This is a genomic window from Bradyrhizobium sp. ISRA430 (genome assembly GCF_029909975.1).
GTDB lineage: Bacteria > Pseudomonadota > Alphaproteobacteria > Rhizobiales > Xanthobacteraceae > Bradyrhizobium.
In genome coordinates, this window is record NZ_CP094516.1 from 3,466,400 (window position 1) to 3,480,565 (window position 14,166).

Annotated in this window: 12 protein-coding genes and 1 other RNA gene; 5 read left to right on the forward strand and 8 right to left on the reverse strand. The window is 65.0% G+C overall.

Annotated elements, in window-relative coordinates; genetic code table 11:
* On the reverse strand, positions 1-990 hold the full coding sequence (gene rsmH, locus MTX21_RS16560) for a 16S rRNA (cytosine(1402)-N(4))-methyltransferase RsmH (protein ID WP_280965845.1): 990 nt from the start codon (positions 988-990) through the stop codon (positions 1-3).
* Positions 991-1,421: 431 nt separating this feature from the next.
* Between rsmH and MTX21_RS16565 the strand changes: the two genes are divergently transcribed.
* A complete protein-coding gene (locus tag MTX21_RS16565; protein ID WP_280965846.1) occupies positions 1,422-2,285 on the forward strand; it encodes an N-acetylmuramoyl-L-alanine amidase in 864 nt (287 codons plus the stop codon).
* Between the two features lie 111 nt (positions 2,286-2,396).
* Here MTX21_RS16565 and MTX21_RS16570 read toward each other — a convergent pair whose 3' ends face one another.
* Positions 2,397-3,629: an RNA polymerase sigma factor gene (locus MTX21_RS16570; RefSeq protein ID WP_280965847.1), complete on the reverse strand. Its 1,233-nt coding sequence runs from the start codon at positions 3,627-3,629 to the stop codon at positions 2,397-2,399.
* A gap of 23 nt (positions 3,630-3,652) precedes the next feature.
* Positions 3,653-4,006: a YciI family protein gene (locus MTX21_RS16575; protein ID WP_280965848.1), complete on the reverse strand. Its 354-nt coding sequence runs from the start codon at positions 4,004-4,006 to the stop codon at positions 3,653-3,655.
* A gap of 149 nt (positions 4,007-4,155) precedes the next feature.
* Here MTX21_RS16575 and rnpB point away from each other — a divergent pair.
* An RNA gene (rnpB, locus tag MTX21_RS16580) (RNase P RNA component class A) lies at positions 4,156-4,582 on the forward strand.
* 199 nt (positions 4,583-4,781) lie between these two features.
* Here the strand turns inward: rnpB and MTX21_RS16585 are convergent.
* Positions 4,782-5,243, reverse strand: a complete 462-nt coding sequence (locus tag MTX21_RS16585; protein WP_280971389.1) for a DUF983 domain-containing protein — start codon at positions 5,241-5,243, stop codon at positions 4,782-4,784.
* A 48-nt stretch (positions 5,244-5,291) separates the two neighbouring features.
* Here MTX21_RS16585 and MTX21_RS16590 point away from each other — a divergent pair, with 48 nt between their 5' ends.
* A complete protein-coding gene (locus tag MTX21_RS16590; RefSeq protein ID WP_280965850.1) occupies positions 5,292-6,668 on the forward strand; it encodes a PLP-dependent aminotransferase family protein in 1,377 nt (458 codons plus the stop codon).
* A 5-nt stretch (positions 6,669-6,673) separates the two neighbouring features.
* Here MTX21_RS16590 and MTX21_RS16595 read toward each other — a convergent pair whose 3' ends face one another.
* Positions 6,674-6,937 (reverse strand): hypothetical protein, encoded by a 264-nt coding sequence (locus tag MTX21_RS16595; RefSeq protein ID WP_280965851.1) that lies wholly within the window; start codon positions 6,935-6,937, stop codon positions 6,674-6,676.
* A 231-nt stretch (positions 6,938-7,168) separates the two neighbouring features.
* Between MTX21_RS16595 and MTX21_RS16600 the strand changes: the two genes are divergently transcribed.
* A complete protein-coding gene (locus MTX21_RS16600; protein WP_280965852.1) occupies positions 7,169-7,912 on the forward strand; it encodes a sulfite exporter TauE/SafE family protein in 744 nt (247 codons plus the stop codon).
* Positions 7,913-7,986: 74 nt separating this feature from the next.
* Here MTX21_RS16600 and MTX21_RS16605 read toward each other — a convergent pair whose 3' ends face one another.
* The 3 genes from MTX21_RS16605 to MTX21_RS16615 form a co-directional block, all read right to left on the reverse strand.
* Positions 7,987-9,789: an ABC transporter ATP-binding protein gene (locus MTX21_RS16605; RefSeq protein WP_280965853.1), complete on the reverse strand. Its 1,803-nt coding sequence runs from the start codon at positions 9,787-9,789 to the stop codon at positions 7,987-7,989.
* 549 nt (positions 9,790-10,338) lie between these two features.
* Complete coding sequence (locus tag MTX21_RS16610; RefSeq protein ID WP_280965854.1) at positions 10,339-11,925, reverse strand: DHA2 family efflux MFS transporter permease subunit; 1,587 nt, start codon at positions 11,923-11,925, stop codon at positions 10,339-10,341.
* Positions 11,926-11,950: 25 nt separating this feature from the next.
* Positions 11,951-13,288: an HlyD family secretion protein gene (locus MTX21_RS16615; RefSeq protein ID WP_280965855.1), complete on the reverse strand. Its 1,338-nt coding sequence runs from the start codon at positions 13,286-13,288 to the stop codon at positions 11,951-11,953.
* Positions 13,289-13,485: 197 nt separating this feature from the next.
* Between MTX21_RS16615 and MTX21_RS16620 the strand changes: the two genes are divergently transcribed.
* The gene (locus MTX21_RS16620) at positions 13,486-14,121 is read left to right on the forward strand and encodes a TetR/AcrR family transcriptional regulator (RefSeq protein ID WP_280965856.1); all 636 of its coding nucleotides are present in this window, start codon (positions 13,486-13,488) and stop codon (positions 14,119-14,121) included.
* Positions 14,122-14,166: the final 45 nt, after the last annotated feature.

A 14,166-nucleotide genomic window follows, 5' to 3' on the forward strand; every position in this document is an offset into this window, starting at 1 on the left:
CTAGTCACCCCTCATCACATCGGCGAGGCTTGGCCAGGACGACGGCTCGGCGTCCTCATGCGCAGGCGCAGCCGTGCGCTCGGCGGCGCGCAGCTTGGCGGATCGCGCGCGTGGATTGTGCGCGACCTCCTCCTCGCCGGCGACGACCGGCCGCCGCGTTAGGAGCTGGAAGCTCGGCGGCACTTGTGCCACCTGGGGCAGATGCCGCGAGCCGCCGCCGGTCTTGGCGCGCTCGGACAGGAAGGTCTTCACGATGCGGTCTTCCAGCGAATGGAACGAGACGACCACCAGCCGTCCGCCGGGACGCAGCACGCGCTCGGCCGCAGCCAGCGCGGTCTTGAGCTCGTCGAGCTCTTCATTGACGAAGATGCGTAAGGCCTGGAAGGTTCGCGTTGCCGGATGGATGTCGCCGGGCTTCGAGCGCACGACCCGCGCAACGATGTCAGCCAGCGCGCGTGTCGTGGCGATCGGCGCCTCCTGCCGTGCCGCGACGATGGCGCGTGCGACTTTGCGCGAATGCCGCTCCTCGCCGAAGAGATAGATGATGTCGGCGAGATCGCCTTCCGAGGCACGCGCGACGATTTCGGCGGCGGTCGGTCCGACCTGCCCCATCCGCATGTCGAGCGGACCCTCGAGGCGGAAGGAGAAGCCGCGGCCGGCCTGGTCGAGCTGCATCGAGGACACGCCGACATCCATCACGACGCCATCGACGGCATCGACGCCTTGCGCGGCACAGACCTCGGCGAGGTTCGAGAAACGGTCCTCGACAAGCGTCAGCCGGCCAGCGGAACGCTCGACCAGCTCGGAACCGCCAGCAATGGCCGTGCGATCGCGGTCGATGGCGATGAGGCGGGTTCCCGGCACATCGAGGATTGCGCGGCTGTAGCCACCGCCGCCAAAAGTGGCGTCGACATAGATCCCGGCCGCGCGGGGCGCGAGGTAGTTGAGTGCCTCACGGCCAAGCACGGGAATATGGTCGGCCGACGTCATGCGCCACACCTGCCGGGCGTCCATACGACATCGGAGGCGCGCAAGCCCATGACGTCTCGAATTATTCCCCGTCGCGGCGGTTCCACGACCAAACCCTCGTGCAGCACGCTTGCCAGCCCCGGTCGTCCAGGGCCGCAAACCCTGTGTTCCCAGCGGAAATTGTCGGGCAGCCATGGGATTTCGAGCCAAAAACGCTTTGGCCGCCTCCGGACGCGGGTCGGCTCTTCACCACTCAGTAACGGCCCTTAGCGTTAAGAAAGCGTTGATCGGCCCGTTACAAGTCGAAAAGGTTACCTTCTGGTGATGCTTCATCCACACACAACGCGCAAAATGCGTCCGTTAACTGCGCCGCCCGATTGCGTGCGGCGATGGGGTAAAGGAATAGTAAAGAGAAGGGCTTGGCCCACGTTCCTGTCCGACCTGAGTTGTATATGCCGTCCGGTTCGTCCGCGTCATCTGGATCTGATTCGAAGCGTCAGCGTGTTCTCCCGGCTCCCAAGGGCGCGGCGGGCATGAGGACGTTCGACCCGGATTCTTCGATCGTCTCGGACATCATCCCCTCGCCCAACTATGGCGAGCGCAACAAGGGGCGGCAGCCGGATATGATCCTGCTGCACTACACCGGCATGCCCGACGTCGAAGGCGCGCTGGCACGGCTGTGCACGGCAGGCACTGAGGTCTCTGCTCATTACGTCGTGCTGGAGGATGGCCGCATCGTACAATGCGTGCCCGAGGCCAAACGCGCCTGGCACGCCGGCGTCTCGTCCTGGGCCGGCGAGGACGACATCAACTCGTGCTCGATCGGGATCGAGATCGTCAACCGGGGACACGACTGGGGTTATCCCGAGTTTCCGCTGCGGCAGATCGCAGCGGTGATCGCGCTGTGCCGCGGCATCGTGCTCCGCCGCAAAGTGCCGGCGCACCGCGTGCTCGGCCATTCCGACGTGGCACCGGCGCGGAAGAAGGATCCGGGCGAAAAGTTCCCGTGGCATTCGCTGGCCAATTCCGGCGTCGGTCACTGGGTCACGCCGGCCCCGGTCGTGCGCGGCGAGAGCCTGATGCTCGGCACCATCAGCGACGAAGTGCTGAGCCTGCAACAGGCGCTCGCAAAATACGGCTATGGCATCCCCCTCACCGGCAAATACGACGCCGCAACGATGGAAGTCGTCACCGCCTTCCAGCGCCACTTCCGCCCGGCGCGGCTCGATGGCGTGGCGGATCACTCGACGCTATCGACATTGCAAGCGCTGCTCGCCAGCTTGCCAGCGGAGGGGACGACGGTCGCGTCGAAGTGACGGCGCAGGTCCCGTCATTGCGAGCGCAGCGGAGCAATCCAGAATCCCTCGGCGGAAAGACTCTGGATCGCTTCGTCGCTTCGCTCCTCGCAATGACTGAGTGTGTGGCGACTACTGCAGTTCTTTGATCCTTCGCGCATAGAGCCGCCGCAACGGTTCGAGCTGCGTCGCCTCCGTCGCAGCAACATACGCCTCACGCGCTTCTTCCTTCCGGCCGAGCCGTCGCAACAAATCCGCCCGCACTGCCGGCAGCAGTTCGTAGCCGTCAAGCCCGCCGCGCGCCGCGATCGCGTTGACGAGATCGAGCGCACGCGCGGGGCCGTCGACCATCGAGATCACGGCCGCATGATTGAGCTCGATCACCGGCGAGGGACTGATGCGCAGCAGCACCTCGTAGAGGGCGGCGATCTGCGGCCAGTCGGTATCCTCATAGCTCGGCGCGCGGGCATGCAGCGCGGCAATCGCGGCCTGCACCGCATAGGCTTGCGGCCGGCCCGGCGCGCGCAGTGCCTCATCCACGAGCTGGAGGCCTTCCGCGATCTGGTCGCGATCCCACAGCGTGCGGTCCTGCTCTTCGAGCAGCACGATGTCGCCGGATGCGGTTTCTCGCCCCTCGCGCCGCGCGTCATGGAGCAGCATCAGGGACAACAGGCCCTTGATCTCGCTACGATCCGGCACCAGTCGATCGAGCAACCGGCCGAGCCTGATCGCCTCGACCGCGAGATCGGGCCGCATCAGGTCTGTGCCAGACGTTGCCACGTAGCCTTCGGTAAAGACGAGATAGATCACGGCGAGCACGCCGCCGAGGCGCGGCTCCAGCGTTTCACGCTCCGGCACCTCATAGGGAATGCCGGCGAGACGGATCTTCTGCTTGGCACGGACGAGACGCTGCGCCATCGCCTCTTCACTAATGAGGAAGGCACGCGCGACCTGCGCGGTGGAGAGGCCGCAGACGGTGCGCAGCGTCAATGCGACCTGGACCTCGATCGCGAACGCCGGATGGCAGCAAGTAAAGATCAGCCGCAGCATGTCGTCGTCGAGCATCGTCGGCGGCTCGTCGGGCGCCTCTGCGTTGAGCTCGAGCTCGTGCATCAGCGCCTGCTCCTTGCCGCGGAAGGCAACCCGGCGGCGGATGCGGTCGATGGCCTTGTTGCGTCCGACATTGACGAGCCAGGCGCGCGGATTGTCGGGCACCGCGCATGCCGACCAGCGCTCCAGTGCGACCGCAAAAGCATCCTGAAGTGCGTCCTCGGCGAGATCGAAATCGCCGACGAGGCGGATGAGCGTGGCCAACGCCCGCCCCGCCTCGTCACGGAAGATTTTTTCGATCTCGGAAGGGATCATGTCATGCGATCACCACGCCGCCGTCACTTCTCATACACCCAGATCGGCCGCACCTCGATCGAGCCTATGCGCGCGCTGGGGATCCGCGCCGCGATCTCGATTGCCGCATTGAGATCCTTGGCCTCGACCAGATAGTAGCCGGCGAGTTGCTCGCGGGTCTCGGCGAACGGACCATCCGTCGTGAGCGTCTTGCCTTCGCGCACGCGCACCGTCGTCGCGGTCGTGGTCGGCTGCAGCCGGTCGCCGGCCTTGAAATTGCCGCTCTGGATGATGGACTGGGTGAAGGTCTGATATTCGCCGAGCAGCCTCTGGCTGGTGGCGGCATCATTCTTCGCGTACTCGACCTCGTTCTGGTAGATCATCAGCAGGTACTGCATCGCTTAACTCCTGTTGCTCGGCTGGATCGCCGACATCCAGTCGAACGGGGCGCACACCAAACGACATCTTCAGGATAAATTATTTTCGCCGCCGCGTGCGGCGCGATATCGCCTTGACGAAACCGTCATAAATGCCCATGCGTAAGCGGTCAGTCGGCCGGACGGCCGCTCCGGCAAGTGTCGAAAGGCCGCCGGGGAGGAAAGTCCGGGCTCCCTTGACATGCGGTGCCGGATAACGTCCGGCGGGGGCAACCCCAGGGAAAGTGCCACAGAGAACGAACCGCCTCGCTTGCCTTCGGGCTTCGCGGGGCAAGGGTGAAAAGGTGCGGTAAGAGCGCACCGCGGTTCCGGCAACGGAGCCGGCATGGCAAACCCCACCGGGAGCAAAACCGAATAGGGACGGCTTAAGCGGGCTGTTCGCGAAAGCGATAACGCCGCGGGGCGATGTCAGGTCCGCCGTCCGGGTAGGTTGCTCGAGGCAATGTGCAAACATTGTCCCAGAGGAATGGCCGTCACGTATCGCCTGCGCAAGCGGGCGGTGCCCTACAGAACCCGGCTTACAGGCCGGCTGATGTGCAACGAGGGGTTCGATGCTGGCTGCATCGGACCCCTCACCATTTGGGCACCGTCATTCCGCGGCTCGCGAAGCGAGAGCCCGGAATCCATCGGGCCGCAGAGTTGGTGGGGAAATGGATTCTATGATGCGCAATTGCGCATCAGAGCTCGCGACTTCGTCGCGCCCCATTGCACACTTGCGCAATGTGGAATGACGACGTCAGTTAGTGCGCGCGGCCTTCACCAGCACCGGCGCAAGCTCACCGGCGTCGCGCCGGCGCTTGGCGGCCTCGAAGCCGTGCATGCCGATCTGCCATTGCAGGCCGACGATCGCGCCTTTGGTCGGCTGCAGCAGCGCGAGCGAGGCAAACAGCGTCACCGGCAGCCACACCGCGAGCTGCAGCCAGACCGGCGGCGCATAGGCGGTCTCGACCGCGAGGATCGCCGGCACCACGAGATGGCCGACCACGACGATCACAAGATAGGCGGGAAAATCGTCGGCGCGGTGGTGAAACAGTTCCTCGCCGCAATGCTCGCAGCTATCCGCCACCTTCAGGAAGCGGCCGAACACGTGCCCTTCGCCGCAGTTCGGACACTTGCCGAGAAAGCCCCGCCACATCGCCTTCGTCAGTGAGACTGAACCCGTCGCCATGACCGCACCTCTTTTGATCTGACGATCCATACAATAATATCCTGCATCCATACATTCAAAGAATATGGGCGAATTTGCATGGATTGGATCCCTACAATCGCAGAGCTGAGCGGGCCGCGGTACCAGCGCATCGTCGATGCCATGGAGGCCGACATTGCCGCGGGCAGGCTGGTGCGCGGCCAGCAACTGCCGACGCAGCGCGCGCTCGCCAAGGCGCTCGACATCGATCTCACCACGGTCACGCGCGCCTATACCGAGGCGCGGCGCCGCGGGATTCTGGAGGCCCGGGTCGGACAGGGTTCGTTCGTGTCGGAGACCAGCGCGCGCCGCGCGGTCGATCTGCCGCATCCGATTGCGATCGACCTGTCGATGAACGTGCCGCCGCATCCGCTGGAAGCGCAGCTCGACGAGCGCATCATCGCCGGCCTGGAGGCGATCCGCGAGCAATCGGGGCTGACCGCATTCCTGAACTACCAGCCGCCCGGCGGCAGTGCGCATGAGCGTGAGGTCGCGGCGACATGGATGCGCGCGCGCGTTGCGCATGCGCATGCCGACCGGCTCGTGATCTTTCCGGGCGCGCAGACGATTCTGTTCAATCTGCTCGCCCATCTCGCGCGGCCCGGCGAGGTGGTGCTGACGGAGGCGCTCAGTTTCCCCGGCATCAAGGCAGCCGCAGCCCAGCTTGGCGTCAAGCTGGTCGGCGTGGCGATGGATGAAGGCGGTATTCTCCCTGATGCTCTTGCAAAAGCCTGTCGCGCGCACAAGCCGAAGGCCGTCTACCTCATTCCGACGTTGCACAATCCGACCACCGCTACGCTCACCAGGGAGCGGCGCGATGCGATCGCAAAGATCATTCGCGATGCCGGCACCGTGCTGATCGAGGACGATGCCTATGGGCTGCTCGACCGATCGGCATCACCGATCGCGAACCTCATTCCGGAGCGGACATATCTGGCGACCACCTTGTCGAAATGCATCGCACCGGCGCTGCGCGTGGCCTATCTGGTGACACCCGACAGCGGCGCGCAGCAGCAAATGCGCAGCCATTTGCAGGCCACGGTGCAGATGCCGGCGCCGTTGATGGTCGCGCTGGTGACGCACTGGCTCGAGAGCGGCATCGCCGACCGCATCATCACCGCCATCCGCAACGAGGCGATCGGCCGTCAGCAGCTCGCGCAACGCACACTGAAAGGCTTTCAGTTCCTGGCCAAGCCCGCCGCGCACCATCTGTGGCTTCGATTGCCTGAGGGCCGCGACCGGCTCGACGCCACCGCGCATCTGCTGCGCAACGGACTCGCCGTCATCGCCAGCGACGCTTTCGTGGTGGATGGAACGCCGCCGCACGCGGCGCGCGTCTCGCTCGGGGCCGCGCGCAACCGATCGGAATTGACCGAAGCACTACGCATCCTGATCGGCGCGCTGCACAAGCCCGCCGAAACCAGGCAAATCGTTTAGCAACGCTAACGATGACGGCGGTGGCGGGGATAGACGACCGGAGCGCCGGCCGGCGGATAGAGCTGCGATGCGTAGGCATCGGCCGGTATGCCGGTCAGGCCGCGCGCCGCTCTGCCTGCGGGCGTGAGCTGCCCGCCATTGAGCACGTCGCGATCCGGATGGGCGGCCTGATAGGCCGCGGGCTCCGAGAGCTGAGCCTCTGCCAAAGTCGGCATCAGCGCCGCCGCAGATAACAGCGCGGCCGCAACGGCAATCTTCGTGCGAGTCATGGTCGTTCTCCATCATCTCATTCGGGACTTGGCCAATCGGAGCGCACCATGGCGTCGGGCGGGTCCGCCGAATTGAAGTACGGCCATCATGTAGGTGCGTCAGTCGCGAAAGCCCGGCCGCCGGGATCACGCTTGCGTGCGATATGGAATTGACCTCTCCAGCCGCACCCGTGCTATGCGAGGGATGGCGATCAACAGTTCGGGATCGTCCATTGCAACAAGGAAAGTCTGTTGGAAACGCTCACCTATGCGCTGCTGCTGTTCGGCGCGCTGGCCGGCGGCTTCGTCTCGGGACTGGCTGGATTCGGCACGGCGCTGATGGCGCTCGGTATCTGGCTGTACGTGCTGCCGCCCTCGCTCGCGGTGCCGCTGGTCCTGATCTGCTCGGTGATCGCGCAGACCTCGACGCTGCCGTCGATGTGGAAGAGTTTCGATCTCTCGCTGGTCTGGCCGTTCCTGATCGGCGGCCTCGCCGGCGTGCCGCTGGGAACGATGATGGTCGCCTCCGCCGATCCGAAGGTGTTCAAGCTGAGCGTCGGCATCCTGCTGCTGATCTTTCCGAGCGCGCTGTACCTGAACAAGCGGCCGCTCGCCTTCAAGTTCGGCGGCCGCGCCGCCGACGGCGCGATTGGCTTTGCAGGCGGCATCCTGGGCGGCCTTGCCGGTCTGTCGGGGCCGCTGCCGATCCTTTGGGCCAATCTGCGCGGCTGGAACAAGCACGAGCGGCGCGGCATCTTCCAGCTCTTCAATTTCACCGTGCTTGCAACCGCGCTGGCGGTGCAGACGGCGTCAGGCCTCGTCGCGCTCAAGGTGGTCTGGCTCGCGCTGATTGCCTTTCCCGGCACGCTCGTCGGAGCATGGGCCGGCGCCCGCGTCTATCACGCACTGAGCGACAAGCATTTTGGCGATGTCGTGCTCGGCCTATTGTTCCTGTCGGGCGTCGGCCTCGTCTGGAACAGTCTTGGCGCGCACTAAAGCGCGATGAGATCAGAATCGTCATCGCGCTTCGGATTGTTGTTTCGGCACGTAGCAGAGCGGCAAGTGCTGCCCTACTCCGCCGCCGAGATCATGCGGCCGAACTCGGTCGCCTGGCGCTCGAACAGCCCGCGATAGATGCCACCCGGCTTGGCCGCGAGCAGCGCGTGAGTGCCCTGCTCGACGATCTCGCCGCGGTCGAACACCAGGATGCGATCAAGGCCGCGCACGGTCGACAGCCGGTGCGCGATCACGATCGAGGTCCGTCCCTTCATCAGCCGCTCCATCGCCTCTTGGATCAGCGCCTCCGATTCCGAATCAAGGCTCGAGGTCGCCTCGTCCAGGATCAGCACCGGCGCATCGGCCAGGAAGGCGCGCGCCAGCGCCACGCGCTGCCGCTCGCCGCCCGACAGCTTCACGCCGCGCTCGCCGACCAGCGTGCCGTAGCCCTTCGGCAGGCGCAGGATGAAGTCGTGCGCGTTCGCCAGCCGGGCCGCCTGCTCGATCGCCTCCATGCTGGCACCGGGCCGGCCATAGGCGATGTTCTCGGCGAGCGAGCGATGAAACAGGATCGGGTCCTGCTGCACGATCGCGATCTGGCTGCGCAGCGATTGCTGCGTGGCGAGCGCGATGTCCTGGCCGTCGATCAACACGCGCCCACCGGTGACGTCGTAGAGCCGCTGCACCAGCTTGACGAAGGTCGTCTTGCCGGAACCGGAGCGGCCGACGAGGCCGATCCGTTCGCCGGCGCGAATCGTCACCGACAGGCCGTCATAGAGCGGCGCGCGATGGCCGCCATAATGGAACGTGACGTCGTCGAACACGATCTCGCCGCCCTCGATCGCGATCGGCCGCGCATCCGCGGCATCCGCGATGCCGATCGTCTCGTCGTGGATGGCAACCAGTTCCTCCATGTCGTTGACCGAGCGCTGGAGGTTGTTGATGTGCATGCCGACGTCACGCAAGTACGCGTGAATGACATAGTAGCTCGTCAGCACATAGGTGACGTCGCCGGGCGAAGCGCGCCCCGCCATCCACAGCAGCACCGAGCCGCCGATCACCGATCCGCGGAGGCACAGCAGCAGCGAGAGCTGCGACAGGGCGGTGTAATTGTAGCGCAGCCAGGTCCGCCGCACGCGCACGCGCCAGCGGTTGATGACGCGGGCGAGCCGCGCATCCTCGCGCGCCTCGGCACCGAAGGACTTCACCACCGCATTGCATGTCAGTGAGTCCGCCAGCGTGCCGCCGACCTTGGTGTCCCAGGCGTTGGAGACGCGAGCGGCCGGAGCGATGTAGCGCGTCGAAAACCACACCGTCATCGCAACATAGATCACCGCGCCGAGCGCGATCACGAGGCCAAGCGAGGCCCAATGCACACCGAGCAGGATCATCGATCCGATCAACACCAACAGCGAGGGCGCCAGCGCCATCAGGATGGTGTCATTCAACAGGTCGAGCGCCCACATGCCGCGGGTGATCTTGCGCACCGTGGAGCCGGCAAAGGAGTTGGCGTGCCAATCGGTCGAGAAACGCTGCACGCGCATGAAGGCGTCCTGCGCGACATCGGACATGATCTTGAGCGTGAACGGCACAATCGCCTGCAGGCCGGTGAGCCGCAGCACCATCGAGGCCGCGCCCAGCGCCACGATCGCGCCGAATGCGACCAGTGCCGCATGGCGCGCGTCGGGATCGGAAGGGCCGCGCGTCAACGCATCGACCAGATGCCCCGAGAACACCGGCATGAACAGGTCGGCGATGGTCGCGCCTAACAGTCCGCCGGCCACGACGAGGCTTCGTCCCGGCTGCTTCAGCCAGTGCCGGAACACAAAGGGCAGCACCACGCGAATGGCCGCGGGCTTTTTTGACAGAGCGGTCATGGCATCATCCGGCCGCTTGTGCCGCGGGCCGGCTCCATCGATGGACGCATACCGGCCACGAAGGCCGAAACGGCGTCGCGTAAACCTGACTTAAAGTTGGGAAGCGGAGCGATCGGGGCTCTTGGTCGAAACCTTGGCCCAATCGAAGCTGGCGGAAATGGCCTCTAAAAGGCCGAGTAGATACCGAGCCAGAACATCATCGAGCGCGGGCGTGTGATCTGCGAATGCGACGAAATCATGCAAATCCCTCCCCGGTTCGGGTCAATGAGGGCGCTTTATAGATGTGTCGCTTTCGATTTACAACACGGCTCGCGCGCGATCACGCACGAGTGTTGCAAATTTAATGCGCGTCGCCGTTTTGATGCCCGCTGTCATGCCCCGCGACCCGGCTACGCCAAGGCTTCGCCGGGCTTGAGGTCTTGGGGCGCCGAAGCTTTAGCGAAGGCGGCAGGCGGGGCATCCGGTATTCCAGAGACGCCTGACGTCCCTCGATCTGCCGCGGCGTACTGGATCGCCCGATCGAGTCGGGCGATGACACCTTCTATGTGCCTAATGCGCGTCGCCGCCGCTGCCGAACGGCGAGGCCGGCTTGTTCAGCAGCGTGACCAGGACGCTGAGGCCAAGATAGAACAGCGTCAGGATGAAGAAGGCATCGCCAAAGCTCATCACCACGGCCTGGCGGTGGACGAGCTGCGAGAGCTGCTTCATCGCCATCAGCGTGGAATCCCCAAGCCCCTGAAACTTCTGCATGAACATGTTCAGGGTTTCGGTCGCGGTAGCGTTGCCCCAGGTCACGCGCTCCTGCAGGCGCGTGATGTGCAGGTCGGTGCGGTTGTTGAGAACGGTGTTGATGACGGCGAGCCCCACCGCGCCGCCGAGATTGCGCATCAGGTTGAACAGGCCGGAGGCGTTCTTCACCAGGTCCGGCCGTAGCGTGCCGAGCGCGATGTTGTTGGTCGGCACCATCGCGAACATCATGCCGATGCCCCGCAGGATCTGCGGTATCAGGAGCTCGTAGAAGTCGAACTCGCGCGTGATCCAGGTCATCTGGTAGGAGCCGATCGCGAACACGATCAGGCCGAACGCGATCATGTAGCGCATATCGAGTGACGCCATGAGCCGGCCGACCAGCGGGGCGACCAGGAACATGGTGATGCCGGACACGAACATGGTCTCACCGATCATCAGCGCGCTGTAGCCGCGCACCTCGGCGAGATAGCGCGGATAGACGTAGGTCAGGCCGTAGAGGCCGATGCCGATGCAGAATTGCAGGGTGCAGCCGACCGCGAAATTCCGGTTGGTGAAGGTGCGCAGGTTGACGATCGGCTCGGCCGCCGTGAAGACCCGCCAGAAGAAGGCAATCGCCGAGATGGCGCAGATCCAGGCGCAGATCGCGACCGAAGTGTCCTGCATCCATTCATATTGCGGACCTTCCTCCAGCACATATTCCAGAGTGCCGAGGAAGCCGGCCATGAAGATCAGTCCCCACCAGTCGAAGCGGTCGAGCAGCTCGAAATGCGGCTCGTCGAAATCGACCAGCGCGAGCACGCCGATGGTGATGCCGATGCCGGGCACGACGTTGATGAAGAACAGCCAATTCCACGACATCGCGTCGGTGATGATGCCGCCGACCGTCGGCCCGATGGTCGGCGCCAGCGTCGCGACGAGGCCGATGATGGGGCCGACGATGTGGAATTTGGAACGGGGGAATACAGTGTAGGCCGAGGCGAACACGGTCGGGACCATTCCGGCGCCGAGAAAGCCCTGCAGCGCGCGCCAGAGGATCATCTCCTCGCTCGTGGTGGCGAAGCCGCAAAGCAGGCTCGAGACGGTGAAGCCGGCAGCCGAGCTCGCAAACAACAGCCGCGTGCCGAAAGCGCGCGACAAAAATCCCGACAGCGGGATCGCGATCACTTCGGCGATCAGATAGGCGGTCTGGACCCAGGAGACCTCGCTCGAGCTCGCCGACAGGCCTGCCTGGATTTCGCTGAGGGAGGCCGAGACGATCTGGATGTCCAGGATCGACATGAACAGCCCGAACACCATGATGATGAAGGCGAACAGCCGCTTCGGCGCGATGCGCTCCGAAGCGGGGTCCACCATCATGGCAGGCGAAGCAGTGGTGGCGTTGGCCATGGTCGAGACCTGCGGCACTGACGCGCTACTGCGGATGGATCATGGTGGGATCGTCGAGATCGACTTCGCTGTCGGCGTCGGCCGCGCCCTTGTTGGTGTCGACGGTCGCGTAGACCGACATGCCGGCGCGGAGCAGGTTCTGCCTGGCAACCGACCTCGGCACGCGAATGCGGACCGGCACGCGCTGCACGATCTTGGTGAAGTTGCCGGTGGCGTTGTCCGGTGGCAGCAGCGTGAACACCGAGCCCGCGCCCGCCGCGATGCTGTCGACGACGCCGCTGAACTTGCGCATGCCGTAGGCGTCGACCTTGATCGTCACGGGCTGGCCGGGGCGGATGCGCTTGAGCTGCGTCTCCTTGAAGTTGGCGTCGATATAGACCTCGTCGAGCGGCACGATGTTGCCGAGACGCTGGCCGACCGCGACGAAGTCGCCGGTGTTGACGAGGCGGTTGGAGAAGATGCCGTCGACCGGCGCACGCACCGCGGTGAAGCCGAGGTCACGCTCGGCCTTGGCGAGCGTGGTCTTGAGCTCAGCGAGCTGTGCCTGCGCTTCGGCCTGCTGCGCCTTGGCGACGTCGACATTGCTGATCGCGACGTCATAGGCGGCCTGCGCGGCCTTGACCGCGGCGGCGCCCTGGTCGCGTCCGGCTTCCGAGGTCTCGAACGTGGCGCGGGAGGCAAAGCCCTTGCTGCTCAATGCCTGCTGGCGCTCATAATCGAGATCGGCGCGCTTGAGGCCGGCTTCGGCTGAGACGAGCTGCGCCTTGGCCTGCACGACCTGGCTGTCGAGCGCGGCGACCTGCCGGCCGATGCGGTCGATGGTGGCCTGCTGGGTCGCGATCTTGGTCGCGGCAGCATCGACCGCGATCTTGTAGTCGCCATCGTCGATGCGGATGACGATGTCGCCGGCATGCACCGGTGTATTGTCACGGGCGAGGATCGAGGCGATGTGGCCGGCAACGCGCGCGCCCAACATGGTGTTGTTGGCGCGGACATAGGCGTCGTCGGTGGAGACATAGAAGCGACCGACCAGCGCGTAGTAGCCGGCATAGCTCGCCGCCGCGAGCGCCAGCAGCACGCCGGCGCCCATCAGGACGAATTTGCGCTTGCCGGATCTGGGAGCGCCGCCTGCGGCCTGCGGCGCGGGTGCGGTCGGCGCCGGCTTGTCGGTCACGGGGGTCTCCGGCACCTCGACGGTGTGGCGCCTGACTTCCTCGGCCACGTGAGAGCGCAACTGCTCGGCCAGTTCCGTCGCGACCTCCCCGTCTCCCGGCTCCGGCGCATGGTCCGGCGCTTGGTCCAACGGTCGGTCTGCCGGTTCCTGACGAAGGACACGGGCAGCCTGATCTCTCGATGCGGCCATAAAGGCCTCCCCAATGAAAAAGCGCGAGCCGGCACGCGCCGTCGGGTGGCCCGCCCTTCTCGCCCATCCTAAATATCATTGACCGAACCGTTCGGTCAATATAGATTGTTCCGCACCTAAGGACTGTAGCGACGAATCCTTTCCTTGGGCCGCCATCGTCCACGACCCCGAGATAAACCTTTCGAGACCCTAAACCAATGGTTGCAGCCGATCGCGAACATCTGCGTCTTGTCTCCGAAGAGGACAGCTCCAAGCGGCGCCAGATCCTGGATGGCGCCCGCAAGGTATTCATGAATCTCGGTTTCGACGGCGCCAGCATGGGCGAGATTGCGCGGGCGGCCGCCGTCTCCAAAGGCACACTCTACGTCTATTTCGCCGACAAATGCGCGTTGTTCGAGGCAATCCTCGAAGAGGAGGCGCTGCAGCACGGCCAGGTCGTGTTCAATTTCGATCCCGCGCGCGATGCCGAGACCACGCTGAAGGAGTTCGGCTCGGCCTACATCCACCTGCTCTGCCGGCCCGGCGGCGGATCGGCGATCCGCACCGTGATGGCGATCGCCGAGCGCATGCCCGATGTCGGCCGCCGCTACTACGCACGCGTGCTAGACAAGACCATCAACCGGCTCGCCGAATATCTCAGGGCCCATGTCGCCTCCGGCGATCTCAGGATCGACGATTGCGACCTCGCCGCCTCGCAATTCATGGAAGTGTGCAAGGCCTCGCTGTTCCTGCCGTTCATCTTCCAGGCCGCGCCCGCGCCCTCGGAGGAACGCATGGCTGAGGTGATCAACAGCGCCACGCGGATGTTTCTGGCGGCGTATGGAGTGAAGTGAGAGAGAGCCACGGCCGTAGCGCAGGGCGTATCTCTAACCACGTCA

Bases quoted from the DNA above. Each gene is read 5' to 3' on its own strand.
- MTX21_RS16590 (WP_280965850.1), top strand. From the start codon at position 5,292: ATGGATTGGATCCCTACAATCGCAGAGCTGAGCGGGCCGCGGTACCAG.
- MTX21_RS16620 (WP_280965856.1), top strand. From the start codon at position 13,486: ATGGTTGCAGCCGATCGCGAACATCTGCGTCTTGTCTCCGAAGAGGAC.
- MTX21_RS16615 (WP_280965855.1), bottom strand. From the start codon at position 13,288: ATGGCCGCATCGAGAGATCAGGCTGCCCGTGTCCTTCGTCAGGAACCG.
- rsmH (WP_280965845.1), bottom strand. From the start codon at position 990: ATGACGTCGGCCGACCATATTCCCGTGCTTGGCCGTGAGGCACTCAAC.
- MTX21_RS16605 (WP_280965853.1), bottom strand. From the start codon at position 9,789: ATGACCGCTCTGTCAAAAAAGCCCGCGGCCATTCGCGTGGTGCTGCCC.
- MTX21_RS16585 (WP_280971389.1), bottom strand. From the start codon at position 5,243: ATGGATCGTCAGATCAAAAGAGGTGCGGTCATGGCGACGGGTTCAGTC.
- MTX21_RS16595 (WP_280965851.1), bottom strand. From the start codon at position 6,937: ATGACTCGCACGAAGATTGCCGTTGCGGCCGCGCTGTTATCTGCGGCG.
- MTX21_RS16570 (WP_280965847.1), bottom strand. From the start codon at position 3,629: ATGATCCCTTCCGAGATCGAAAAAATCTTCCGTGACGAGGCGGGGCGG.
- MTX21_RS16575 (WP_280965848.1), bottom strand. From the start codon at position 4,006: ATGCAGTACCTGCTGATGATCTACCAGAACGAGGTCGAGTACGCGAAG.
- MTX21_RS16610 (WP_280965854.1), bottom strand. From the start codon at position 11,925: ATGGCCAACGCCACCACTGCTTCGCCTGCCATGATGGTGGACCCCGCT.
- MTX21_RS16565 (WP_280965846.1), top strand. From the start codon at position 1,422: ATGCCGTCCGGTTCGTCCGCGTCATCTGGATCTGATTCGAAGCGTCAG.